This is a genomic window from Leifsonia sp. C5G2, assembly GCF_013359685.1.
GTDB lineage: Bacteria > Actinomycetota > Actinomycetes > Actinomycetales > Microbacteriaceae > Leifsonia.
On sequence record NZ_JABFMV010000005.1, the window covers coordinates 183788 to 206440 of the forward strand.

The 22653-nt window shown below is 70.1% G+C and carries 26 protein-coding genes; 11 read left to right on the plus strand and 15 right to left on the minus strand.

Going from position 1 to position 22653, the window contains the following annotated elements; translation table 11 throughout:
* The first annotated feature begins 1 nt into the window (after nt 1).
* Nucleotides 2-1435 carry an APC family permease gene (locus HNO83_RS09075; protein WP_175337201.1) on the plus strand — a complete coding sequence of 478 codons (1434 nt, stop codon included), beginning with the start codon at nt 2-4 and terminating at the stop codon, nt 1433-1435.
* Between the two features lie 60 nt (nt 1436-1495).
* Here HNO83_RS09075 and HNO83_RS09080 read toward each other — a convergent pair whose 3' ends face one another.
* From HNO83_RS09080 to HNO83_RS09105, 6 genes are read right to left on the minus strand one after another with little or no spacing between them, the layout of a single operon-like run.
* Entirely contained in the window at nt 1496-2704 is a 1209-nt protein-coding gene (locus HNO83_RS09080; protein ID WP_175337202.1) for a sensor histidine kinase, read from the minus strand.
* Entirely contained in the window at nt 2701-3369 is a 669-nt protein-coding gene (locus HNO83_RS09085; RefSeq protein ID WP_349627112.1) for a response regulator transcription factor, read from the minus strand. The genes HNO83_RS09080 and HNO83_RS09085 overlap by 4 nt, the downstream gene beginning before the upstream one ends.
* Nucleotides 3370-3389: 20 nt before the next feature.
* On the minus strand, nt 3390-4151 hold the full coding sequence (locus tag HNO83_RS09090) for an FAD:protein FMN transferase (protein ID WP_175337203.1): 762 nt from the start codon (nt 4149-4151) through the stop codon (nt 3390-3392).
* Nucleotides 4148-4678 (minus strand): FMN-binding protein, encoded by a 531-nt coding sequence (locus HNO83_RS09095; RefSeq protein ID WP_175337204.1) that lies wholly within the window; start codon nt 4676-4678, stop codon nt 4148-4150. The genes HNO83_RS09090 and HNO83_RS09095 overlap by 4 nt, the downstream gene beginning before the upstream one ends.
* On the minus strand, nt 4675-6045 hold the full coding sequence (locus HNO83_RS09100; protein ID WP_249776609.1) for a ferredoxin reductase family protein: 1371 nt from the start codon (nt 6043-6045) through the stop codon (nt 4675-4677). The genes HNO83_RS09095 and HNO83_RS09100 overlap by 4 nt, the downstream gene beginning before the upstream one ends.
* A gap of 47 nt (nt 6046-6092) precedes the next feature.
* The gene (locus HNO83_RS09105) at nt 6093-6989 is read right to left on the minus strand and encodes a helix-turn-helix domain-containing protein (protein ID WP_349627113.1); all 897 of its coding nucleotides are present in this window, start codon (nt 6987-6989) and stop codon (nt 6093-6095) included.
* A gap of 101 nt (nt 6990-7090) precedes the next feature.
* Here HNO83_RS09105 and HNO83_RS09110 point away from each other — a divergent pair, with 101 nt between their 5' ends.
* The 5 genes from HNO83_RS09110 to HNO83_RS09130 all read left to right on the plus strand — a co-directional run bounded on the left by HNO83_RS09110 (nt 7091) and on the right by HNO83_RS09130 (nt 11713).
* Complete coding sequence (locus HNO83_RS09110; protein WP_175337207.1) at nt 7091-7780, plus strand: SDR family NAD(P)-dependent oxidoreductase; 690 nt, start codon at nt 7091-7093, stop codon at nt 7778-7780.
* Nucleotides 7781-7826: 46 nt separating this feature from the next.
* Complete coding sequence (locus tag HNO83_RS09115) at nt 7827-8522, plus strand: hypothetical protein (protein ID WP_175337208.1); 696 nt, start codon at nt 7827-7829, stop codon at nt 8520-8522.
* A gap of 50 nt (nt 8523-8572) precedes the next feature.
* A complete protein-coding gene (locus HNO83_RS09120) occupies nt 8573-9334 on the plus strand; it encodes an EAL domain-containing protein (RefSeq protein ID WP_175337209.1) in 762 nt (253 codons plus the stop codon).
* A 60-nt stretch (nt 9335-9394) separates the two neighbouring features.
* Nucleotides 9395-10714 (plus strand): sensor domain-containing diguanylate cyclase, encoded by a 1320-nt coding sequence (locus tag HNO83_RS20590; protein WP_175337210.1) that lies wholly within the window; start codon nt 9395-9397, stop codon nt 10712-10714.
* Nucleotides 10715-10780: 66 nt separating this feature from the next.
* A complete protein-coding gene (locus tag HNO83_RS09130) occupies nt 10781-11713 on the plus strand; it encodes a hypothetical protein (protein ID WP_175337211.1) in 933 nt (310 codons plus the stop codon).
* Nucleotide 11714: 1 nt separating this feature from the next.
* Here HNO83_RS09130 and HNO83_RS09135 read toward each other — a convergent pair whose 3' ends face one another.
* The 9 genes from HNO83_RS09135 to HNO83_RS09175 form a co-directional block, all read right to left on the minus strand.
* Nucleotides 11715-12269, minus strand: coding sequence for a dihydrofolate reductase family protein (locus HNO83_RS09135; RefSeq protein WP_175337212.1), 555 nt, complete (start codon nt 12267-12269; stop codon nt 11715-11717).
* 48 nt (nt 12270-12317) lie between these two features.
* Nucleotides 12318-12578, minus strand: a complete 261-nt coding sequence (locus HNO83_RS09140; protein WP_175337213.1) for a hypothetical protein — start codon at nt 12576-12578, stop codon at nt 12318-12320.
* Between the two features lie 146 nt (nt 12579-12724).
* A complete protein-coding gene (locus HNO83_RS09145) occupies nt 12725-13123 on the minus strand; it encodes a MerR family transcriptional regulator (protein WP_175337214.1) in 399 nt (132 codons plus the stop codon).
* A gap of 63 nt (nt 13124-13186) precedes the next feature.
* Nucleotides 13187-13636, minus strand: a complete 450-nt coding sequence (locus HNO83_RS09150) for a MarR family winged helix-turn-helix transcriptional regulator (protein WP_175337215.1) — start codon at nt 13634-13636, stop codon at nt 13187-13189.
* 22 nt (nt 13637-13658) lie between these two features.
* Nucleotides 13659-13901 carry a DUF6458 family protein gene (locus HNO83_RS09155; RefSeq protein WP_175337216.1) on the minus strand — a complete coding sequence of 81 codons (243 nt, stop codon included), beginning with the start codon at nt 13899-13901 and terminating at the stop codon, nt 13659-13661.
* An 82-nt stretch (nt 13902-13983) separates the two neighbouring features.
* Complete coding sequence (locus tag HNO83_RS09160) at nt 13984-14799, minus strand: shikimate 5-dehydrogenase (protein WP_175337217.1); 816 nt, start codon at nt 14797-14799, stop codon at nt 13984-13986.
* A 33-nt stretch (nt 14800-14832) separates the two neighbouring features.
* Complete coding sequence (locus HNO83_RS09165) at nt 14833-15474, minus strand: LysE family translocator (RefSeq protein ID WP_175337218.1); 642 nt, start codon at nt 15472-15474, stop codon at nt 14833-14835.
* A 47-nt stretch (nt 15475-15521) separates the two neighbouring features.
* Nucleotides 15522-15881: a PIN domain-containing protein gene (locus tag HNO83_RS09170; RefSeq protein ID WP_175337219.1), complete on the minus strand. Its 360-nt coding sequence runs from the start codon at nt 15879-15881 to the stop codon at nt 15522-15524.
* Nucleotides 15878-16249 carry a PIN domain-containing protein gene (locus tag HNO83_RS09175; protein ID WP_175337220.1) on the minus strand — a complete coding sequence of 124 codons (372 nt, stop codon included), beginning with the start codon at nt 16247-16249 and terminating at the stop codon, nt 15878-15880. The genes HNO83_RS09170 and HNO83_RS09175 overlap by 4 nt, the downstream gene beginning before the upstream one ends.
* 118 nt (nt 16250-16367) lie before the next feature.
* On the opposite strand from HNO83_RS09175, the gene HNO83_RS09180 reads away from it, so the two are divergent.
* From HNO83_RS09180 to HNO83_RS09200, 5 genes are all read left to right on the plus strand, one after another.
* Nucleotides 16368-17552, plus strand: a complete 1185-nt coding sequence (locus HNO83_RS09180) for an ROK family transcriptional regulator (protein ID WP_175337221.1) — start codon at nt 16368-16370, stop codon at nt 17550-17552.
* A gap of 119 nt (nt 17553-17671) precedes the next feature.
* Entirely contained in the window at nt 17672-19219 is a 1548-nt protein-coding gene (gene mmsA, locus HNO83_RS09185) for a multiple monosaccharide ABC transporter ATP-binding protein (RefSeq protein WP_175337222.1), read from the plus strand.
* Nucleotides 19220-19221: 2 nt separating this feature from the next.
* Nucleotides 19222-20574, plus strand: coding sequence for a multiple monosaccharide ABC transporter permease (gene mmsB / locus HNO83_RS09190; protein ID WP_175337223.1), 1353 nt, complete (start codon nt 19222-19224; stop codon nt 20572-20574).
* Nucleotides 20575-20617: 43 nt separating this feature from the next.
* Nucleotides 20618-21709 carry a substrate-binding domain-containing protein gene (locus HNO83_RS09195; RefSeq protein ID WP_175337224.1) on the plus strand — a complete coding sequence of 364 codons (1092 nt, stop codon included), beginning with the start codon at nt 20618-20620 and terminating at the stop codon, nt 21707-21709.
* Between the two features lie 225 nt (nt 21710-21934).
* A complete protein-coding gene (locus HNO83_RS09200) occupies nt 21935-22588 on the plus strand; it encodes a GntR family transcriptional regulator (protein ID WP_175337225.1) in 654 nt (217 codons plus the stop codon).
* Nucleotides 22589-22653 lie beyond the last annotated feature (65 nt).

Below are 22653 nucleotides of genomic sequence, written 5' to 3' on the forward strand. Positions count from 1 at the left end.
CATGTCAACCACACAGACCCGGGCGAGCAGCCCGACCGACGCCGGGCTTCGGCACGGCGTGATGAGCGGCCCGGAGCTCGCGGCCCAGGCCATCGCCAACATCGCGCCGAGCGCGGTCATCGCCTTCACCGCGATGTCGATCTTCGTCGGCGCGGGCAACGGGACGATCTACTCGTTCATCCTCGCCACCATCGTCATCCTCTGCGTCGGCTACTGCGTCGTCGTCTTCGCCCGCAAGCACGCCTCGGCCGGTTCGCTCTACACGTACGTGGCGAAGGGCCTCGGCCCGACCGGCGCCTACCTGGCCGGCGTCACGCTCGTGATCGGCTGCTGGGGCATCGCGGCCGGCTCGCTCGGCGGCGCGGTGTCGTACTTCAACCAGTTCCTGGTCCTGCTCGGCGTCCCTGCGGGCGGTGTGGGCTGGTACATCGGCCTCGCGATCGTGCTCGGCGGGCTGGCGACACTGTTCACCATCCGCGGCATCCGGCTCTCCGCCCGCGTCTCGCTGGTGCTGGAGCTGGTGTCGGTGACGATCATCACCATCCTGCTGGTCGCCGCTCTGGTGTGGGCAGGGCCAGCGGCCTGGGACCCCGCCCAGGTCTTCGCCCAGGGCGCGCCGTTCCAGGGCATCGCAGCCGGGATGGTGCTCGGCATCCTCGGCTTCGTCGGATTCTCGTCGGCCGACGCGCTCGGGCGCGAGGCGAAGAACCCGTACACGGCGATCCCGCGCGCGATCATGTGGAGCGCCGTCGTCGTCGGCGTGCTCTACGTCTTCGCCGCCTACACGCAGATCGCCGTGCTGCACGGCGACCTCGCCACCAGCGCGAGCCCGCTGGAGGACATCGCGAAGCTGATCGGGATGCCGTCCTGGTTCGCACCCGTGCTCACCTTCGGCGTCGGCGCGTCGTTCTTCGCCGTGGTCGTCGCCCCGCTGAACGTCGTGGGCCGCGTGCTCTACGTGATGGGCAAAGAGGGAGTGCTGCCCGAGCGCTTCGGCCGCACCCACGAGCGTCACCTCACCCCGCACCGCGTGCTCCTGGTCGCGGGACCTGCGGCGATCGTGCTCGACATCGTCCTCCTCGCGATCGGCGCGAACCCGATGGACATCGTCGTCTGGGTGGACACGTACGGCACCTACGGCTACATGGTCGCGTACGCGCTGGTGGCTATCGCGTGCATCGTCTACACCCGGCGTGCGGGCATCCCGAACCGGCTGGTCTGGGTGTGCGCCGTCGTGGCGGTCGCCGCCATGGCGTACGTGTTCTTCGCGAACGTCTGGCCGGTGCCGGCGTTCCCGCTCAACGTCATCCCGTACCTCTTCGTGCTGACGCTGGCCGGCGCGGTCGCGTGGTTCGCGTACCTGCGCAGGCGCCGCCCGCAGGTGATCGAGAACATCGGCAACACCGAGACGGATGCGCTGGAGGGCGTCGGCTAGTCCGGCGCGCGAGACCGGCCCGCGTCGTCCACCCCCCGGGGCGTCGCGGGCCTCGCGCGTTCACTGGCGCTTCGGCAGCCGCACGGTGACGACGGCGCCACCCTCCGGGCGATTGGACGCGTCCACCGTGCCGTGATGGCGGCTCACCACCTCGGCCACGAGGGCCAGCCCGAGCCCGTAGTGGCGGCCGCGCGGTTCGGCGGTCTGCGCATCGCGCGCGCTGGCGAACCGGTCGAACGCGCGATCCTCGACGCCCTCCGAGAAGCCGGGTCCGTCGTCCTGCACGGTGAGCAGCACGCTGTCGCGGTGCGGCCGGACGGTGACCGAGATGTGCGAGCGGGCGTGGTCGAGGGCGTTGTCGATCAGTGCGACGATCATGCGGCGGAGCGACACCGGGGCGCCGGTGACGAGCGAGCCGGGTTCCGGCGAGACGTCGATCGTGACGTCCCGCTCTTCTGCGCGGCCCCCGGCGGCCCGGGCGACCGCGCCGGCGAGTTCGGCCAGGTCGACCTCGACCGCCTCCGCGGTCTGCCGGGGGTCGGCGGCCGTGAGCAGGTCCTGCACGATCTCGGTGAGGGCGCGGCTGTCGTCCACGATCTCGTCGAGGCCGGTCCGCACCTCCTCGTCGGCGTCCGTCGAGACGACGTGGCGGCGCAGCAGCTGCGCGCGCGTGCTCAGCAGGGTCAGCGGTGTGCGGAGCTCGTGGCCCGCGTCGGCGACGAATCGTCGCTGCAGCGCGAGCGCGTCGGCCAGCGGACGGATCGAGCGGCGGGCGAGGAAGAGCCCGACCGCGGCGGCCGCGACGGTGGCGATGAGGCCGGAGGCGACCAGGGCGACGAGGAGACGGGCGAGTTCCTCCTGCTGCTCGCCGAGGCCGTAGGCGATCTGCACGACCCTGCCGTTGCGCACGTCCGTCTCGACCAGGTAGCGCCGGCCGTCCGCCAGCACCTCGCCGGAGACCGAACCACCGTTCTGCTCCACCTGGGCGAGGGCCCGTTCGTCGGGGAGGCCGTCCGGCAGATCGGGTGAGCTGTCCCTGCTGCCGTCGGGTGCCACCGCGGTCACCAGGAGGTTGCGTGGCGCGTCGTGCGGCGAGTCGACCATCGAGGCGTCGGCCAGGACCTTGTGCGCCGCCTCGGCCTGGCCCGCGGCCACCACGGAGAAGACGACGACGCCGAGCGCGACGAAGAGACCCACGATGATGAGGGCGAACTGGAGGGCGAGGCGCCGCGAGGCGGTGCGCAGCTCGCGCTCGTCGGCGCTGGTCACGGGAGCGAGCCCATCCGGTAGCCGACCCCGCGGACCGTCTCGATCAGGGTGCGGCCGAATTTCCGCCGCAGGTGGTGCACGTAGGTGTCGACGACGCCGGGGTCGTCGGCCGCGGCGAACACGTCTTCGAGCAGGAGCGCGCGCGAGAAGACCTGCTCCGGTCGCCGGGCGAGCAGCTCCAGGAGCGCGGCCTCCCGTTCGGAGAGGACGGTCCGGCTGCCGTCGTCGAGGGTGACCGTGCGGCTGCCGGTGTCGATCCGGCCGCCGGGGAACCGGACGGTCGGGACCACCGCGGCGGCGCGGCGGGTGAGCGCACGGACCCTGGCGACCAGCTCGTCGATATCGAACGGCTTCGCCAGGTAGTCCTCCGCCCCGGCGTTGAGGCCGTCGACGCGGTCCGGCGCGGTGCCGAGCGCGGAGAGCACCAGGATCGGGGTCGTGACGCCGTGCTCGCGCAGTCGCCGGAGAACGTCCAGCCCCTCGACCGCGGGCAGACCCCGGTCGAGCACCATGACGTCGAACGCCTCCGACAGGCCCAGGTGCAGGGCGCGCTGGCCGTCGCCCGCCCGGCTGACGTCGAAGCCCTCGGAAGAGAGGAGGCTGTCGAGCATCCCGGCGAGGCGGCTGTCGTCCTCCGCGACCAGCACACGCGGCTTTCCGCTCACGTCCGAAGTATAGGTCTCGGTCACGCGGCGCTCGCCGGGGGTGCGAAGGTCAGCTCGCCGGCGCCGGTGAGGCGGCCGGCCGCGTCGAGCACCAGGACGCCGCGCGCACCGGCCTGCAGGGCGAGCGGGATGCCCGCGGAACCCAGGGCGAAGACCGCGGTCGCCCAGACGTCGGCGGTCGTGAGGTCGTCCGCGACGACCGTCGCGCTGAGCAGTGTGCGCGGGATCGAGCCGTCCCGTCCGTCGACGATGTGGTCGCCGCGCTCGTAGGCGCCGGAGGTGGCGACGGCGCCGCTGCGCACGGACAGGGCGGCCAGCATCCCGCCGGGGGAGTGCGGTGAGCGGATGCCGACGGTCCAGGGCCGCCCATCGCCCGGGCTGCCGGAGACCACGACGTCGCCGCCGGCGTTCAGGCAGTAGTCGTGCAGTCCGGCCGCGTCGAGCTCGCGCGCCGCCCGGGCGGCGGCCCAGCCCTTGACCACGCCGTCGAGGTCCCAGGTGCCGTCCGGATGCCGGATGCGGAACGCGCCGCCCGAAGCGCGGGCCACCCCCTCGCCGATCGCGACGACCTCGCGGAAGTCGCCGCTCGGTTCCGCGGCATCCCTGACGGCTGCGTTGGCGAGGCTCACCTCGCTGTCGGGCCGGTACGTGCTGAACCGTCGGTCGGCGTCCCGCAGCGCCGCGAAAGCCCGTTCGGCAGCGGGCGCGCCGTCGCCGACATCGTCGCCGTCGCGGACGTCGATGGACATCGGGATGCCCATGACGGTCTCGAGGAACCTCATCGCTGGTCGATCGCCGACTGCACCGAACGGATGTAGCCCTCCGACGTGTAGGTGGCCCCCGACACGGTGTCGATGTTCGCCGACTGCGAGGCGAGCACCTCCTGCTCCAGCATCGGCAGCGCCTGCTGGTTGATCTCGATGTCACGGCCGTTGCCGCTGGGCGCCTGGACCGTGTCGACGGCCGTGATGGAGGTGCCGGAGAAGGTGACCTTGACCTGGACGACGCCGTAGCGCGTGTCCACCGCGGACCCCGTCACCGTCTTCGTCGTCGTCGCAGTGCTCGCCGACGGGCTCGGGGTCGGCGTCGCTGTCGCCGTGGCTGCCGGGCCGGACGCGGTGGAGGAGCCGCTGCCGGTCGTCGTGCCCGTGCCCGACGTACCGGCCGACCCCGTCGAGGTCGAGGTCGAGGCCGCCGGGGCGGCGGCCACCTGCTCGCCGACCCCGTAGAGCTTGAGGCCCACCGTCGCACCCATGACGACCAGGATGACGGTGAAGAGGACGGTGCCCCTCCAGGATCTGCTGTTCATGACATGCTCAGTTCTTCTCGGTGGATGAAGCGCTTCGGCATCCGCAGCATCCTCAGGGACGCCTCGACCCGCTCGCCCATGCCCTCCGGGCCGCAGATGAAGGCCTCCCAGTCGTGCAGATCGGGGATGATGCGGCGCAGCGGGTCCACGTCGAGAGGGTCGTAGCCGAGCTCGGAACGCCGGCCCACGAGCGGCACGACCGTGACGCCGGGCAGCGACTGCAGCTCGCCGAGGAGAGCCAGGTGCTGCGCCGACCGCGCGCGGTACAGCACGACCGGCCGGGCGCCACGGCGCACCAGCTCCTCCGCCAGGGCGCGGATGGGGCCGATCCCTGCGCCGCCCGCGACGAGCAGGATGCGCGAGCGGCTGGCGCGGTCCGCGGTGAAGCGGCCGAAGGGGCCCTCGGCGAAGACCAGCGAGCCGGGGCGCAGGGCCGGCATCCGGCTGGAGTGGTCGCCCAGCGCGCCGACGGTGATGCGGAGGTAGCCGTTCGCCGGCACGGCGGAGACCGAGTACGGGTGCGCCGTGGCGAGGTGCCCCCAGGTGAGGAAGCGGAACAGCATGAAGTTGCCCGCCCGCACCCCAAGCCTGTCGATGTGCGGGCCGGTCAGCCAGACGCTGTTGACGTTCTGGCTCTCCGGCACGACGCTGACGACCCGCATCCTGCCGCGCCACGCGTCGAGACCGGGCAGGATGAACCGCCACGTGAGGACGGCGGCCGCGGTGCCGAGGTAGAGCGCGATCCAGATGACCCGGTTGACGGGGTAGGCGACGAAGTGGGCTCCGCCGCTCAGCTGGTGCAGGAAGGTGAGGAAGATCGCGACGTACGTCGTCACGTGCAGCCAGTACCAGACCTCGTACGAGAGCCTCCGGCGGATGAGGCGTGCGCTGCTGAAGCCGACCGCGAGGAACGCGATGGTGCCGACGAGCGCGGCGGTCATGTCGGGGTAGGAGTTCAGGAGGGAGAGGAACTCGGTCCACGGCGGGTTGCGCGAGAGGAGCTCCCCGCCGATGACGAGGAAGAGCACGTGCGCGACCACGAGGAAGACGACGGACGCGCCGAGCGAGCGGTGCCACGAGACGAGCCGGTCGAGTCCGACCGCGTTCTCGAACCACGGCACCCGTGCGATCAGCAGCACCTGGGCGCAGACGAGGAAGGCGCCGACCATCCCGCTCAGCTCGCCGAGCGACGTCATCGCGTCGGCGGGCGTCGCGGCGAAGCCGGACGGGACGCTCAGCCACCACATCCCGAGCACCGCGACGACGCCGAGCACCATCGCGAACCGGACCGTCCGCGAACCGGCACGCGGGTCGGCGCGCCGGCCACGGGTGCGCTCGCGGCGGGTGACCGGTGCCGGTGCCGTCAACGTCGGGTCCATACATCCCAGGATGCAGGCGCATTCTTGTGGAATTCTTACGTGGCCTGGGAACCGCCTATGCGCGCGATATGAGTTGGGTCGGCGTCGCCTGTCAGTCCTCGTTCCCCGGCGCGCAGGCGGTCCAGCAGCTCGGCGTCGTGCGAGCCCGGCTCGGCGGAGTAGAGCACGATGCGGAGGTCACTCCCGTCTATGGTGAGCACGTCGCAGTCGAGGGTGATGGGCCCAAGAGCGGGGTGCAGGACGGTCTTCCGCGACGGGCCGTTCGGCGCGACCTCGAAGCGGCGCCAGAGCTCGGCGAACCGCGGATTCCCCTCGCGCAGCGCGGCGGCGAGCTCGCGGACGGCGCGGTCGTCGGGGTAGCGGTCCATGGCGCGACGCAGATCCGCGACCATCTCGCCTTCGAAAGCCGCCGCGTGCGCCGCGTCCCGCTCGACGCGCGAGCGGTTCCTTTCCTCCGCGATGAAGTATCGCCAGATCAGATTGCGGGCGCGCGCGTCCAGGGCCTCCGGGTCCCCCAGCAGCTCGGCCCACAGAGGGTTCCACTGCACGGTGTCCCACGCGGCGGTGAAGACAGCGAGCGGGGTGTCCGACATCCGGTCGATCATCAGCTGAACACCGCGCGGAACCGCCCGGGGCACCGAGCCGGAAGGAGGGGGTGCCGCGCCTGCCAGCCGGTACAGCAGTTCGCGCTCGCCCGTTGCGAGGTGCAGCGCCCGCGCGAGGGCTCCGAGCACCTGCGCCGACGGGTTCGTGGCCCGGCCCTGCTCGAGCCGAACGAGGTAGTCGACCGAGATTCCGACCAGAAGCGCGAGCTCCTCTCGGCGGAGGCCGGGCACCCGACGGTCGCCGCCGGCCGGAAGGCCCGCCTCGACCGGCGTGGTGCGCTCGCGCCACGCGCGCACCGCCGCGCCGAGCTCGATTCCGGATGCCACGCGTCCAGTATCCGTCGCCAGCATCCGGACCGGCTGGTACTGGGAGTCCTACGGTGCGCAGGAGCCTGGCGCGACCATTGGCGGGCGGCGAGGCTGAGGGCATGACAACAACCCTCATCACCGGTGCCAACAGGGGCCTCGGCCACGAAGCCGCTCGCCGTCTGTCGACGGCGGGGCACGACGTCTGGATCGGCGCGCGCGACCCCGAGCGTGGACGAGCCGCCGCGACCGCACTCGGTGCGCGCTTCGTCCAGCTCGATGTCACCGACGACAGGTCCGTCGCCGCCGCCGCGGACACGCTCCGCCGCGAGGCCGGCCGCGTCGACGTCCTGATCAACAACGCCGGGATCAGCGGCGGCCGCGTGCCGGTCACCGACCTCACGGCTGACCACGTCCGTGCGGTATACGAGACCAATGTGTTCGGCATTGTGCGCGTGACGCAGGCCTTCCTGCCGTTGCTTCAGGCGGCGGAGGCGGCGGCCGTCATCGACGTGACGAGCGGGCTCGGCTCGTTCCATCAGATCACTGAGACCGAGTGGGGCCGATACGGTTCGGTCGCCTACAGCTCGTCGAAGGCCGCGGTGACGATGCTCGCCGTGCAGTACGCGCACGCTCTTCCCGGCATCCGCTTCAATGCCGTGGACCCCGGCTACACCGCGACCGACTTCAATCGGCGCGAAGGCACCCAGACGATTCAGGAGGGCACGGACGCCATCGTACGGCTCGCCCTCCTCGGCGGCGATGCACCGACCGGTACGCTCACCGACCGCGACGGCACCGTCCCCTGGTAGGCCGGGCGGTCGCCTGCGATGCTGGGATCGACGAAGAGGAGACGACGTGGACGACAACGCGTTCTTCGAGCGGGCGATCCTCGCCTCAGCGGCCGGCCCGGACGACGACGATGCGATCCGGCAGCTGAGGGCGCTGTTCACCGCCGACGAGTTCGCGGCCTGGGAGGCGTCGCGCGGCGGCCGGCCGCGAGTGCGGGTCCCCGTCGGGCACGCTGACGAGCGCGACCGCTACTGGGCCGAGTTCGGTGAGTACGGCATCCGGGGGGAGTCGCTGGAGTCGTACGAGGCGGCGATCGGCGATCTCGTCCCGCACGTCCGCGCCTGGGCGAGCGAGCTGAAGGACGCCGAGTCGCGTCTGGGCGAGACCGCGGCGCTGGCTGCGCTGGTCGGCGAGCTGGACGCGTTGTCCGACGACGAGCTGCGCACCTATCTCCTCGTGCGGGTCTCGTTCGACCGCGGGCGGCTGACCTTCGGGATCGCCGAGTTCGTGGAGCAGGACGGCACGGCGACGCAGCGCGCGGTGCCGTTCGACGACGGCCATCCTCCCGCGGAGATCGACCTCACCGTCGACGGGCGGTCGGTCGCCTACCAGAGCAGCATGCGTGGCGACTGCGTGGCGTTCTCGCGCGTCGGCGGCGGCCCCAGCATCGGCGACACGCTCCGGCAGGAGGAGCCCACCGGCGACGTGGACGCCGAGTTCCCGCAGGCCGACTACCGCCCGCGGCCGGCGCCACCCCGTTGACAGCGCACGCCGGGCCGGGGAACATCGCGGGGGTGACTGAGGAGGTGCGCGTGACAGCAGCCGACGTGGATGCGGACGAGCTCGCCCGCGCGATCGCCGACCACGAGCTCGAGGTGCACGTGCAGCCGCAGATCGACCTGGCATCCGGCGACGTCGTCGCGGTGGAGGGGCTCTCCCGGTGGACGCATCCACGCCTCGGGCCCATCCCGCCCGCGGAGTTCGTTGCGCTCGCCGAGGCGAGCGGCATCATCCACGACCTCGGACTGTTCGCCCTGCGGGAGTGCTGCCGGATCGGCCGCGACTGGCGCCTGCGCGGGATCGAGCTGGCGGTGGCCGTCAACGTCTCGCCGCTGCAGCTGCAGACCGACCGCTTCTTCGACGAGCTCGAGCGGCAGCTGGCAGAATCCGGGCTGCCGCCGGCCGACCTCATCGTCGAGGTCACCGAGGCCGAGAGGATCGAGGACTACGCGGTCGTCGCGGGTCGCCTCGACATCATCCAGCAGTGGGGCGTCGCGGTGTCGATCGACGATTTCGGGTCCGGCCACTCGTCGATCGACCGGGCCGTCGCCGTCCACGCGAGAGAGCTGAAGCTCGACCGCAGCCTCGTCGCCGCGGGCGACTGGGCGTCCGTGGGCGACGCCGTCACGGTGGCCAAGGAGAGCGGGATGCGTGTCGTCGCCGAAGGCGTCGAGACCCGGGAGCAGCTCGACAGGGTCACGGCGGCCGGGTGCGACCGCGCTCAGGGTTACTACATCGCGCGCCCCTGTCAACCGGCGGAATTCGAGGACTGGCTCCGTTCTTTCGTGCGCTAAGTTCATATCGGTATCCACCCGCCGCCATGCGGCCCCGAGGCGATTCCGAAGGAGTGAGCGGTGCGGCCGATAGCTGCAGACGACGTGCCCAGCGCCCTTCTCTCGCTTGACGGAGAGGGCAGGATCACGGACGCGAACGCCGTTTTCGAGGAGTGGACGGGGCTCTCCCTCGCGGAGCTCATCGGCCGTCCGTTCACTTCGTTGCGCACCCGGATCCCGGGGATGGGCGGTCGCTCCGACGGTTTTGTTCGCCTGGCGAACGTCGACGGGTCCTCTCGTCCGGTCATCGTCGGCAGCCGCGCCACAGACGACGGTGAACTCCTCGTGCTGGTGGATGCGACAGAGCGCGCCGAACGGGAGCTCGAGCTCGTGCGCTCGCAGACGCTCCAGGAGCGCACAAGGAACCGGCTCCAGCTGATCATCGACTCCTCGATCGCCTTCTCCGCCGCGACGACGGAGCAGGAGCTGGTCGACATCCTGGTCGGCACCGTCTCCAAGGCGTATCAGGCCGAGCAGGTCGCGGTGTTCCTCCACGACGACACCGGCGGCTTCACCCAGAGCTCCGGCAGCAACCCGTTGCGCGACCCGCAGCAGACCGCGTCCCTCGTCTCCCAGGTCTCGGCGTTGCGCTCGGTCGTTGCGATCAGCGGGACGATCGAGGGCGACGAGTTCTCGCCGATCCTCGGGCAGGCGATGCGCGACGCCGCGGTGGACGCGGTGCTGGTGTCGCCCATCCAGCACGACGACGTGCTGTTCGGTGTCTTCGTCGCGTTCTTCCTGCACCCCCGCTCCTTCGACTCCGAAGCCGCCCCGCTGGCCGACGCGCTCTCCAACCAGGCCGCGCAGGCGATCACGACCCTCCGCCTGCAGCGGCAGCTGGAGCACGCCGCGATGCACGACGAGACGACCGGTCTCCCGAACCGCCGCCGGCTGGAGACGCAGCTGCTGGAGTACCAGCGGTCCGTGTCCACGCTGGTGGCGACCCTGTTCATCGACCTCGACGGCTTCAAGCGAGTGAACGACGGTCTCGGCCATCACACCGGCGACCTTCTGCTGCGCGAGGTCGGCAACCGGCTGCAGGCGACGGTGCGCCAGGAAGACCTGGTCGCACGCTACGGCGGCGACGAGTTCGTCGTCGTCTGCGAGGTGCCCGAGCTGGCCGCGGCCGAGGACGTCGCCGACCGTATCCGCCGGGCGATCGAGCAGCCGTTCGACGACCTGCCTGAGGGGTTCCCGATCAGCGCGAGCATCGGGATGTCGATCGCACGCACCGAGGACCCCGACTGGAATCCGGACCGCCTCATCCGCGAGGCCGATCACGCCATGTACTCCGCGAAGAACGCCGGAGGCAACCGGGTCGTGGGCCTGCCCGTCGCCTGACTCCAGCGCGTTCGCGTCACCTTTACCGCTCGCGCGGGTCGCGGGATTGCGACTACCGTGAGCGCGGTGGACACCGTCGCCTGGCTTCTCGATTCCGACCCCGCGATCCGCTGGCAGATCCTCGCCGACCTGACCGACGCACCCCCGGAGGAGGTCTCCGCGGAGCGCGCGAAGGTGGCCACGGAGGGCTGGGGAGCCCGGGTTCTCACGGAACAGGGCGAGGACGGGCTGTGGGACGGCGGCACCTATCGTCCCGGGTGGATCCCGCCGGAGCGCGACGGGTTCGACGCGTGGAGCGCCACCCACTTCAGCCTGCAGCAGCTGGTCGACTTCGGCCTCGATCCGGAGAGCCCGCAGGCCCGGCGGGCGATCGACCGGGTCAGGGAGAATGTTCGCTGGGAGCATGCCGGCGAGCCGTACTTCGAGGGCGAGACGGAACCGTGCATCAACGGTGTCGCCCTGACCATCGCCTCCTACTTCGGCGAGGGCGGCGACACGATTGCCGAGACGCTGGTCGGTTCACGCCTGAGCGACGGCGGCTGGAACTGCTGGGCCGAGTACGGCGCGAGGGTCTCGTCGTTCCACTCCACGATCTGCGCGGTGGAGGGTCTGCGCGACTGGCAGCGGGCCGGCGGCGACGACCCGCGCGTGACCGAGACGGTCGAGGCGGGGGAGGAGTACCTGCTGGAGCGCGGGCTGTTCCGGCGCCGTTCGGACGGGACCGTCGCCGACCCGCGGATGACGATGATCTCCTACCCTGTGCGCTGGTACCACGACGTGCTGCGCGGGCTGGAGCACTTCCGCAGGCAGGACCTGCGCGACCCGCGGCTCGCGCAGGCGGTCGAGCTGGTCCGCGGCAAGGCGGACGCCGACGGACGCTGGGTGCTGGAGAACCTCCACGAGGGCTCTGTGCTCGTCGAGTTCGAGCTGGAGGGCTTCCCGAGCCAGTGGCTGACGCTGCGGGCGCTGCGCGTGCTTCGCTGGTGGGACGCAGCCTGACTCAGGAGCGCTTCACGGCGTAGTGCAGCGCGACGGTCCCGTTGCCGAACCGCCGCTCCTCGAGCAGGTCGAGCGCGAGGAACCGGCCGGGCGGAAGCGCGGGCGTCCCGCCGCCGACGGCGACCGGGACGAGGATCATCCACACCTCGTCGACGAGGCCCGCGTCGAACGCGGCCGCCGCCACCGTCGGGCCGCCGATCGACACATCCCGGTCGCTCGTCCGGAGAAGCTGGCGCACGAGGTCCGGGTCGAATCGGCCCTCCAGCCGGGTCCGCGGGGTCGTGACCTCGGCGAGGGAGGAGGAGAAGACGATCTTGTCGGCGTCGCGCCAGACCGCGGCGTAGTCGGCGATCAGCGGGTCGTCCTCCGGCATGTCCTGCCAGACGCGCATGGTCTCGTACATGCGCCGGCCGTACAGGTACATGCCGATGCCGCGGTCGAGGTCGTTGGCGAACGCGTGCACCTCGCGGTCGGGATGCGCCCACTCGAACGAGCCGGAGGCGTCCACCGTGTAGCCGTCGACCGAGGCGATCGCCGAGAAGATGAGCCGAGCCATGCGCCGACTCTAGAGGCCCGGCGCCCGCAGGGCCAGTGCCCGCCGCTGTCAGCCGAGCTGCGGCAGGAGCACCTTGAGTGCGTTCAGCTCGTCGCCGAACACCCAGGGGACCACGACGTCCAGCACCGCGGCGATGCCCAGCGTCAGCAGCACCGCACCGACCGCGATGAGCACGATGGCGACCAGCAGCTGCAGGTACGGGTTCCCGGTGACGGCGGCGAGCAGCCCCCGCGCTCGCCGCCGCACCGTCGTCGAGGACGACGCTCCGAGCGTGGGTGCTGTCCGCAGTCCGTGGCCCAGTGTCGTCATCGGTGTCCCCCTTCGCGTCGATCTCCGGGGCCGAATGCCCGAGCCGACACGTCGAGTCAACCGCGCGGCCCCCCCCTCGCGGCATCGACCGGAGGTCGTGGAGGGGTCATACCGGGGGATGATCCCGGGGCCGCCGAGGGGTGGAGTCAGACGGCGGCGACCGTGCAGCCGCACCCCTGCGCAGACTCCGGGATGCGGTCCTCAGCCCCCGCGAGACGGCTCGCGAGAAGTTCGCGGCGGCGCTCCAGCTGGGCGATCGCGGAATCGAGTTCGGCCAGGCCCTCTCGGTACGCATCGCGGGAGGCGGGGCACTCGTCGCTGTGCGCGTGCCCCGACCCGAGGCAGTCTATGAAGGGGCGGGCCTTGCCCGGCGGGATGCCCGTCTCGGACAGCTGACGGATCTCCCGGACCGCTCGCAGGTGCTCGTCGTCGTATTCGCGATAGCCGTTGGCGAGGCGGGCGGGGGAGACCAGCCCCAGCCGCTCGTAGTAACGCACCGCCTTGACCGTGACGCCCGCGCGTCCGGCCAGCTCGCTGATCCGCATGGCTTCCTCCCCGCACAGCGTAAGCCCTGACCCGCGGGGGAGGGTCCAATGCCGCTCCCGGGTTCAGCCCGCGCGCACGTCGGCGCGCACCGCCGCGCCGATGATCGCGTGCAGGCTCTCGCGCAGGCTCTCCAGCTCCGACACCGGCAGGCCCAGCCGTTCCACGATCCGCGGCGGGATGGTCTCGGCCTCCGCCCGCAGCGCCCGGCCGCTCGCGGTGAGCCGCACCTCGAGTGCCCGCTCGTCGGCGGCGCTCCGCCGGCGCTCGATGTACCCGGTCGCCTCCAGCCGCTTGAGCAGCGGCGAGAGCGTGGCGGGCTCGAGGGCCAGCGCCTCGCTGAGGTCCTTCACCGTGCGGGGTTCGCGCTCCCACAGCGCGAGCATCACGAGGTACTGCGGATGGGTCAGGCCGAGTGGTTCGAGCACCGGCCGGTAGAGCGCGATGACGCTCCGGGCTGCGACGGCGAGCCCGAAGCACACCTGGTTCTCGAGGGCGAGGAGGTCGTCCGGCATCGGGCCATTGTATGGCCGCGCCTCAGTACTCATCGGTGCGGCGCTCGACCCGCTCACCGGTGGCGGGGTCGATGGTCTCGCGGCGCACGGTCGTGCGCGGCCGGCGCCTGAGCGCGAAGGCCAGTGAGATGACGAACACGACGAGTCCGGCACCCATCAGGATGTAGCCGGTCAGCTTCAGGTCGATCCAGCTCACCTGCACCTGCAGCGCGAAGGCCAGGATGAGCCCGACCACGAAGATGAAGATGCCGCTGCCGATGCCCATGCGCCACTCTCCTTCGGGTTGGTGGGCCCAAGCTACTCCCCGGGCGGTCGTGTGCGCATCCCACCATCGGGCGGGAAGGCGCCTACTCCGCGCGCGAGAACTCGGAGGCGCGGGCGACCTGCTCCGGCGTCAGCGCGACGCCCGTGTAGCGCTCGAACTGGCGGGCCGCCTGCAGGGCGATGACCTCGGCGCCGGTGATGACGGCCGTGCCGGCATCCCGCGCGGCGCGGATCAGCGGCGTCTCGGACGGGAAGGCGACGACGTCGAACACCGTGGCGGCCCGCTCGATGAACGGCTCGCCGAAGGCCAGCGCGTCCTCCGCGTCGCCGCGCATCCCGAGCGGTGTGACGTTGACGATCACGTCGAACTCGGGCGCCGGCTCGTCGGCGACCCAGTCGTAGCCGTAGCGCTCGGCGAGGGCGGGGCCCGCCTCGGAGTTGCGGGCGAGCACGGTCAGGTCGTCGAAGCCGGCTCCGCGGAAGGCGGCGACGACGGCCTTCGCCATCCCGCCGGAGCCCCGCACCAGCACCCGCTGCGCCGGGTCGACCTCGTGCTCGGCGAGCAGCTGCGCGACCGCCTCGTAGTCAGTGTTCGAGGCGGTGAGGAAGCCGTCCTCGTTGACCACGGTGTTGACGGACTCGATAGCGACCGCCGACTGCTCCAGGTTGTCGACCAGGGGGATGATGGCCTCCTTGAACGGCATGGACACGGAGCAGCCGCGGATGCCGAGCGCGCGGATGCCGCGCACCGCGCCCTCCAGGTCGTCGGTCGTGAACGCCTTGTAGACGAAGTTGAGGCCGAGCTCGTCGTACAGGAAGTTGTGGAACCGCGTGCCGATGTTGCTCGGGCGGCCGGCGAGGGAGATGCAGACCTGCATGTCCTTGTTCAGGATGGGCATGCACCCATCATCCCAGGACTGCGGCGGCCGCGATCAGCCCTCCGCGCCGGCGATCACGGTCCCGATCCCGAGCACCGAGAGCACGCCGGCCGAGATCCGCTCCAGCGCACGGGTGACCCGTGGGCGGCGCAGCCAGGCGATCATGCGGGATGCCAGCAGGGCGACCGCGACGAGGTACAGCATCCCGATCAGGCCGTCGATGGCGCCGAGCAGCATCGTCTCGCCGAACCCGGCGTGCGCGGACACGAACTGCGGCACCACGGCGATGAAGAACAGCCCGACCTTCGGGTTGAGCATCGTCGAGAGGAGCCCGGCGAGCAGACTCGGCGCCGACCGGCGGCGCGCGACCTGCGCGGCCGTCGCGGCGGTCGGGTCGGCCGCGTGCGAGCTCTTCCGGCTGGCGAGGAACGCAGCGACGCCGAGGTAGATCAGGTACAGGCCGCCGGCGATCTTCACGATCCGGAACACCTCGGCGGACTGCTCGAGCAGAGCCGCCAGCCCGATCCCCACGAGCGCCGCCCAGACGAGCGACCCGATCGCCGTCCCCGCCGCCGCGGCGATTCCGTCGCGCGCCCGGCCCATGCTGTAGCGCAGCACGAGGAACGTGTCGGGCCCCGGGGTCAGGGCCAGTACCAGGCACAGCCCGGCGAACGCGAGCAGCGAGAGGACCGTCATGCGTCGATCATAGGGAGTATCGGCGTTCGGTCGGGAACGAGAAGGGTCTATAGTGTGAGGACACCCCCGGATGCTTCGGCTACCGGGTACGGGGCCCTACGGGCCCCTGTTTCGTTAACTCTCCACGTATCCGGGCGGCGCAGCACCCCATGGATCGGCGACCGAATTTCCTCAGGGAGCTGGTTCGCCATCAGCGCACCCCGCCTGATCTGCTTGATGAACGCAGGGTTTCGTTCGAGCAATCGGCTATTGGGGCGCTCGACAGGGCTGAGCAACGCCCACTTCTTCCCCAACTCTTCCGACAAGATCGCCAGCATCGTCGCGAAATCAGAGTCGTTGGATACCAGCACGAAGAGGTCTGCGTCGTCGCGACAGCCGTCGAAGATCATGTAGGACGCCAGGTTCACGTCCGAACCCTTTCTTCGGTCTTCCGCACCTTGACCTTGACTATTTCTCCTGACTCATCGAAAGAGATCGGTATAGCCGGCATCGCCCGCTTGTCGTTGCGGAATTGACCTTCATGGACGCTGACGCAGGCGTTGGTCAGAAGGGCGCGGATGTACGTCTGCTGCCGGATGGGCGCGCGGGGACCAGTTCCCTGGGCTGGTCGAACGAGGGCTGTGAAGTAGCGGACCCGCTTGATGCGGTGCGTCGGGATCAGTGCCTGCGCGAGCGCGTACAGATCCAGCCACTTCGCGTCGGGGTGGTGCTCGACTTTCTGGCGGTAGAGGTTGAAACCGTCGACGTAGACGTTTGCAGCCGGCTTCCCGGTCACCTGACGATGGTAGGACTCTCACTCTCCGGCAAGCGCCGATACCGGTCACCCTCGATCGCGGGGTGGACTGTTGCGTTCACAGCTTGACTCCAACAGGCGGATCGTTCACTCTTATCGCATGACCGCCACTCCGGGCCTGATCCCCCGTGGCGCTCGCAATCCCGGGTCGCAGGGCGCTCTCAGGCACTTGAACCAGGAGCGGCTCGTCGAGTACCTCCTGGCCAACGGCCCCTCCACCCAGGCTGAGCTGGCGCGCGGGACCGGCCTGTCCACCGCCACCGTGTCCAACATCGTCCGCGACATGGCGGCGAAGGGCGTCGTGGCGACCTCCCCGGTCACCTCCAGCGGCCGGCGCGCGCTGCTCGTGCAGCTCACCGACACCGGCGACATCGCCGTGGGCGTCGACTTCGGCCGCAGGCACGTGCGCATCGTGCTCGCCACCCTCGGCTACGACGTGCTCGCAGAGGAGCAGGTCGCGCTCGAACCCGGCTACGACGTTCTCGAGGCGGTGGCGCAGGCGTCGGGGCTGCTCGACCGCATGCTCGTCGACGGCGGCCACGACCGCCAGTCCGTGCTGGCCGTCGGGGTCGGCATCCCCGGACCCATCGACCGCCGCACCGGCACGGTGCTGCAGGGCGCCATCCTGCCGGAGTGGGTCGGGATCACGCGGCGCGAGCTGGAGGACGCGTTCGGCTTCCCGGTGGTCGTCGACAACGACGCCAACCTCGGCGCCCTCGCCGAGGTGACCTGGGGCGCGAACCGCGGCGAGCGGAACCTGATCTTCGTCAAGATCGGCACGGGGATCGGCGCCGGCCTCATCCTGAACGGCCAGCCCTACTACGGCTTCCTCGGCATCACGGGCGAGCTCGGGCACACCCCGGTCGCCGAGCACGGCGTGATCTGCCGCTGCGGCAACCGCGGCTGCCTGGAGACGGTGGCATCCACGAGCGTGATGCTCGAGTCGCTCGGCCGCAGCGGTGCGACGACGACCTCCGACATCCTGCGCCGCGGCCTCGAGAAGGACCCTGCGGTGCTGCGGGTGGTCGGCGATGCGGGAACCGCGGTGGGGCAGGCGATCGGCAACATAGCGAACGTCATCAACCCGGAGCTCGTGCTGATCGGCGGTCCGCTGGTCGGCCTCGGCGACGCGCTGCTCGACCCGATCCGGCACGGGATCCGGCAGAACGCCATCCCGATCATCGCCGGCACCACGACAGTCCGGGTGTCGTCGCTCGGCGACCGCGCGGAGTCGCTCGGGGCGGCCGCGATCGTCATCCAGGGCGCGCTCGCGGGCAACGACTGAGCAGCGGGCCAGCAGGAGAGCGCCGTTACCTCATCGTTGTCTTCACTATTTGACGACAAGCCTGAACATAGCGTTTACTACTTAGGCACATCCATTCCGAGCCCGAACAAGGAGCGACGATGCCGTCGAACGCAGTCATCCTCGAGATGCGCGCGATCACCAAGGAGTTCCCCGGTGTCAAAGCGCTGGAGGATGTCTCCCTGACCGTGCGCGCCGACGAGATCCACGCGATCTGCGGCGAGAACGGCGCGGGGAAGTCCACCCTCATGAAGGTGCTCTCCGGCGTCTACCCGTACGGCACCTACAGCGGCGACATCGTGTACCAGGGCGAGGTCATGCGCTTCCGCGACATCAAGTCGAGCGAGTCGCAGGGCATCGTCATCATCCACCAGGAGCTCGCGCTCATCCCCGAGCTGTCGATCACCGAGAACATCTTCCTCGGCAACGAGCCTGCCCGCGGCGGCGTCATCAACTGGCGCGAGGCCAAGGTCCGCGCGACCGAGCTGCTCGCCCGCGTCGGGCTGAGCGACGACCCCGACACGCAGATCAAGAACATCGGTGTCGGCAAGCAGCAGCTGGTCGAGATCGCGAAGGCGCTCAACAAGAACGTCAAGCTGCTCATCCTCGACGAGCCGACCGCAGCGCTCAACGAGGCGGAGTCGCAGCACCTGCTCGACCTGATCGTCGGCCTCAAGGGCAAGGGCGTCAGCTCCATCATCATCAGCCACAAGCTCAACGAGATCGAGCAGGTGGCCGACCAGATCACGATCATCCGCGACGGCCACTCCATCGAGACGCTCGATGTGAAGGCCGACGGCGTCGACGAGGACCGCATCATCCGCGGGATGGTCGGCCGCACGCTCGAGAGCCGCTACCCGGAGCGAACGCCGAACATCGGCGAGACGTTCTTCGAGGTGCGCGACTGGGTCGTCCAGCACCCGCAGGTGCCGGACCGCCTGGTCGTCAAGAACTCCAGCTTCTACGTGCGCCGCGGCGAGATCGTCGGCTTCGCCGGCCTGATGGGCGCCGGCCGCACCGAGCTCGCGATGAGCATCTTCGGGCGGTCCTACGGCAACTGGATCTCGGGCGAGATCTACAAGGACGGCCACGAGATCCAGGTGCGCAACGTCGCAGAGGCCATCGACAACGGCATGGCGTACGTGAGCGAGGACCGCAAGGTGCTCGGCCTCAACCTGCTCGACGACATCAAGGAGTCGATCGTCTCCGCGAAGCTGTCGAAGATCGCCAAGCGCGGTGTGGTCGACGACCTCAAGGAGTTCGCGGTCGCCGACGACTACCGCAAGCGCCTGCGCATCCGCACGCCCGACGTGAACCGCGGCGTCAGCACACTCTCCGGCGGCAACCAGCAGAAGGTCGTCCTGGCGAAGTGGATGTTCACCGACCCCGACCTGCTGATCCTGGACGAGCCCACGCGCGGCATCGACGTCGGCGCCAAGTTCGAGATCTACGGGATCATCCAGCAGCTGGCCGCGCAGGGCAAGGGCGTCATCGTCATCTCGTCCGAGCTCCCGGAGCTGCTCGGCATCTCCGACCGCATCTACACGATCTTCGAGGGTCAGATCACCGACGACTTCCCCATCGCGGAAGCGACCCCCGAAGCACTCCTGAAAAGCATGACTTCCGCAAAGAAGAGGGTGGCCCGATAACCATGAGCACTCAGATCGCTGAAAAGAAGAAGTCCGGCGGGATCCGGGACCTCGGCAAGATGTTCGGCGGCGGCCAGTCCTCCGGCCGCCAGTTCGGCATCCTCGGTGCCCTCGTGGTCATCGTGCTGCTGTTCGAGCTGCTCACCGGCGGCAAGACGCTCGACCCGGTGAACCTGATCAACCTCGTCAACCAGAACGTCTACGTCCTGGTGCTGGCGATCGGCATGGTCATGGTCATCATCGCCGGCCACATCGACCTGTCGGTCGGCTCGGTGGCGGCGGTCGTCGGCATCATCGTCGCTCAGGCGATGAACCTGTGGAACCTGCCCTGGCCGCTCGCGATCGTGCTCGGTCTCGCGGTCGGCGCGGTCATCGGCGCCTGGCAGGGCTGGTGGGTCGCCTACGTCGGCGTCCCCGCCTTCATCGTGACGCTGGCCGGCATGCTGATCTTCCGCGGCCTCAACCAGCTCATCGGAAACGCGAACACCATCCCGGTGCCGGACGGCTTCACCTTCATCGGCGGCGGCTTCCTGCCCGAGTGGGGCCCGAGCACCGGCTACAACAACTCGACGCTGCTGCTCGGCCTGATCATCGCCGTCGTCATCGCGGTGCTCGAGGTCCGCACCCGCCGCAACCAGACCAAGATGGGCTCCGAGAAGGCGCCGCTCTGGGTGAGCGTGTTCAAGGTCGTCGTGCTCGACGCCGTCGTCATCTACTTCACGTTCCTGTTCGCGGGCGGCCGCGTCGGCACCTCGTTCCCGGTGTCGGGCATCATCCTCGGCGTCCTGATCATCCTGTACTCGTTCATCACGCGGAGCACGATCTTCGGCCGCCACATCTACGCGGTCGGCGGCAACTCGCACGCCGCGGAGCTGTCGGGCGTCAAGATCCGGCGCGTCAACTTCTTCGTCATGATGAACATGTCGGTGCTGGCGGCACTGGCCGGCATGATCGCCGTCGCCCGCTCGGTCTCCTCGGGACCGCAGGACGGCCTCGGCTGGGAGCTCGACGCCATCGCCGCCGTCTTCATCGGTGGTGCCGCGGTCTCCGGCGGTATCGGTACGGTCGCCGGCTCCATCGTCGGTGGTCTCGTCATCGCGGTCCTGAACAACGGCCTGCAGCTGCTCGGCGTCACCTCCGACTGGGTCCAGATCATCAAGGGCCTCGTGCTGCTGATCGCCGTCGGCATCGACGTCTACTCGCACCGCCGCGGCGGCCCCTCGCTGATCGGCCGGCTCTTCGGCGGCCGTGGCCGCAACCAGCCGACTGGGGCGGACGCCGCGGGCGCCGAGCAGCCGGCCGTCGTGCCGACCGCCGACCCGGCCGAGGACTCCTCGCGGTCCCTCACCTCCTGACTCAACATCCCCTGCACCATCCACAGAGAAGAAAGAGAAAAGAATGCGCAAGATCGCACTCGCGACAGTGGCTGTCGCAGCTGCCGCCGCGCTGGCCCTGTCCGGCTGCTCCAGCCGTGACGGTGGCTCGGGCTCCTCGACGGCGTCCGGTTTCGCCAAGGACTCCTCCATCGGTGTCGCCCTCCCGACCAAGACGTCGGAGAACTGGGTGCTCGCCGGCGGCCTGTTCGAGGACGGCCTGAAGGAGGCCGGTTTCAAGGGCGACGTGCAGTACGCCGGTGGCTCGGGCGTCTCCGACCAGCAGTCGCAGATCCAGTCGATGATCACCAACGGCGCCAAGGTCGTCATCATCGGCGCCGTCGACGGTGGCCAGCTCGCCGCGCAGGCCAAGGCCGCGCACGACGCCGGCGCGACCGTCATCGCGTACGACCGCCTCATCCTGAACACCAAGGACGTCGACTACTACGTCGCGTACGACAACGAGAAGGTCGGCGAGCTGCAGGGTCAGGCCCTGCTCGACGGCATGAAGGCCAAGTTCCCGGACAAGAAGAGCTACAACATCGAGCTCTTCTCGGGTTCGCCGGACGACGCCAACTCGAAGGTCTTCTTCGACGGCGCCATGAAGGTCCTGCAGCCGAAGATCGACGACGGCACGCTGAAGGTCGTCTCGGGTGAGACCGACATCAAGCAGACCGCGACCCAGGGCTGGCTGCCGGCCAACGCGCAGACCCGCATGGACACGCTGCTCGCGAAGAGCTACGGCTCGGCCGAGCTCGACGGCGTCCTGTCGCCGAACGACACCCTGGCCCGCGCCATCATCACCTCGGTGAAGGGTGCAGGCAAGCCGGTCCCGATCGTCACCGGTCAGGACTCGGAGGCCCAGTCGGTCAAGTCCATCATGGCGGGCGAGCAGTACTCGACCATCAACAAGGACACCCGCAACCTGGTCAAGCAGGCCATCGCCATGGTGAAGGACCTGCAGCAGGGCAAGAAGCCCGAGACCAACGACGACAAGTCGTACGACAACGGCAAGAAGATCGTCCCGGCCTACCTGCTGAAGCCGGTCATCGTCACCAAGGCCAACGCGGCCGAGGCGTACGCCAACGACCCGACCCTGGAGCCGCTGACCAAGTAACTCCCGTCCGCACCTGGTGCGAACACGAAAGGGCCCGGAGCATTCGCTGCTCCGGGCCCTTTGCCGATCCGCCCCCCGACGGATCGGTTCCCCCTGGCCGAGACGACCCCAGGCTATTGCCGGCATTACGGCGACAGCATCGGTGGCAGCACGGATATGGCCATGCGTGCCCGCTCGCGGTCGCAGTATGTTAGACAGGAGTGAACATTTCTGTCTGGAGGTCGCGTGGATCAGACCACACCCGACGGCCGCTACGGCGAGCGGCGTCTGCTGCGCAACGATGTCTTCGAGTTGGTGCTCGATCGCATCCTGACGGGGGAGTACCAGCCGGGCGAGCGGCTGCGCGACGCCGACCTCACGGCCTGGCTCCAGGTGTCGCGCACGCCGGTGCGCGAGGCGATCAGCAGGCTGGCGGCGGTCGGCCTGGTCGAGACCTCGCCCAACCGCTACACCGAGGTCTCGCCGCTCGACGACGGCGACGTGGCCGACGCGCTGGAAGTGCTGCGGCTGCTCTGGCCGCAGGCCCTGCGTTCGATCTGCGCCTCCGCACGGCTCGACACCCAGGTCGAGCTCACCCTGCTCATCGCGCGCATCGAGCGCGGCGACGTGGAGGCGGCTCCCGGCTTCCACCAGGCCATGGCGACCGTGACCGGGGCCGTCCCCAACCGGGTGCTGGCCGAGGCTCTGCGCGCGGCAGACCTGCGCGTGGTCCGTTACCTGCTGCTGGTCCCGCAGGCGCGGGGGCTGCTTCAGCGCGAGCGGGTGGTCTCCCTCGTGCGGGCGCTCTGTGACGGAGCAGGCGACGCGGAGGCCCTCCTGACCGGGGTGCTCGACGATCTCGACGGGGTGCTCGCCTCGCGCCGCAGCGCGGCACGGTAGAAGCGCACCAGCTCGGCAGCAGGCGGCCGCTGGGCCGTCATCGTGCTCGCATCCACCCGCCGCGC

Bases quoted from the DNA above. Each gene is read 5' to 3' on its own strand.
- HNO83_RS09075 (WP_175337201.1), top strand. From the start codon at position 2: ATGTCAACCACACAGACCCGGGCGAGCAGCCCGACCGACGCCGGGCTT.
- HNO83_RS09090 (WP_175337203.1), bottom strand. From the start codon at position 4,151: ATGAGGTTCCTCGAGACCGTCATGGGCATCCCGATGTCCATCGACGTC.
- HNO83_RS09095 (WP_175337204.1), bottom strand. From the start codon at position 4,678: ATGAACAGCAGATCCTGGAGGGGCACCGTCCTCTTCACCGTCATCCTG.
- HNO83_RS09110 (WP_175337207.1), top strand. From the start codon at position 7,091: ATGACAACAACCCTCATCACCGGTGCCAACAGGGGCCTCGGCCACGAA.
- HNO83_RS09135 (WP_175337212.1), bottom strand. From the start codon at position 12,269: ATGGCTCGGCTCATCTTCTCGGCGATCGCCTCGGTCGACGGCTACACG.
- HNO83_RS09140 (WP_175337213.1), bottom strand. From the start codon at position 12,578: ATGACGACACTGGGCCACGGACTGCGGACAGCACCCACGCTCGGAGCG.
- HNO83_RS09145 (WP_175337214.1), bottom strand. From the start codon at position 13,123: ATGCGGATCAGCGAGCTGGCCGGACGCGCGGGCGTCACGGTCAAGGCG.
- HNO83_RS09150 (WP_175337215.1), bottom strand. From the start codon at position 13,636: ATGCCGGACGACCTCCTCGCCCTCGAGAACCAGGTGTGCTTCGGGCTC.
- HNO83_RS09155 (WP_175337216.1), bottom strand. From the start codon at position 13,901: ATGGGCATCGGCAGCGGCATCTTCATCTTCGTGGTCGGGCTCATCCTG.
- HNO83_RS09160 (WP_175337217.1), bottom strand. From the start codon at position 14,799: ATGCCCATCCTGAACAAGGACATGCAGGTCTGCATCTCCCTCGCCGGC.
- HNO83_RS09165 (WP_175337218.1), bottom strand. From the start codon at position 15,474: ATGACGGTCCTCTCGCTGCTCGCGTTCGCCGGGCTGTGCCTGGTACTG.
- HNO83_RS09180 (WP_175337221.1), top strand. From the start codon at position 16,368: ATGACCGCCACTCCGGGCCTGATCCCCCGTGGCGCTCGCAATCCCGGG.
- mmsA (WP_175337222.1), top strand. From the start codon at position 17,672: ATGCCGTCGAACGCAGTCATCCTCGAGATGCGCGCGATCACCAAGGAG.
- mmsB (WP_175337223.1), top strand. From the start codon at position 19,222: ATGAGCACTCAGATCGCTGAAAAGAAGAAGTCCGGCGGGATCCGGGAC.
- HNO83_RS09195 (WP_175337224.1), top strand. From the start codon at position 20,618: ATGCGCAAGATCGCACTCGCGACAGTGGCTGTCGCAGCTGCCGCCGCG.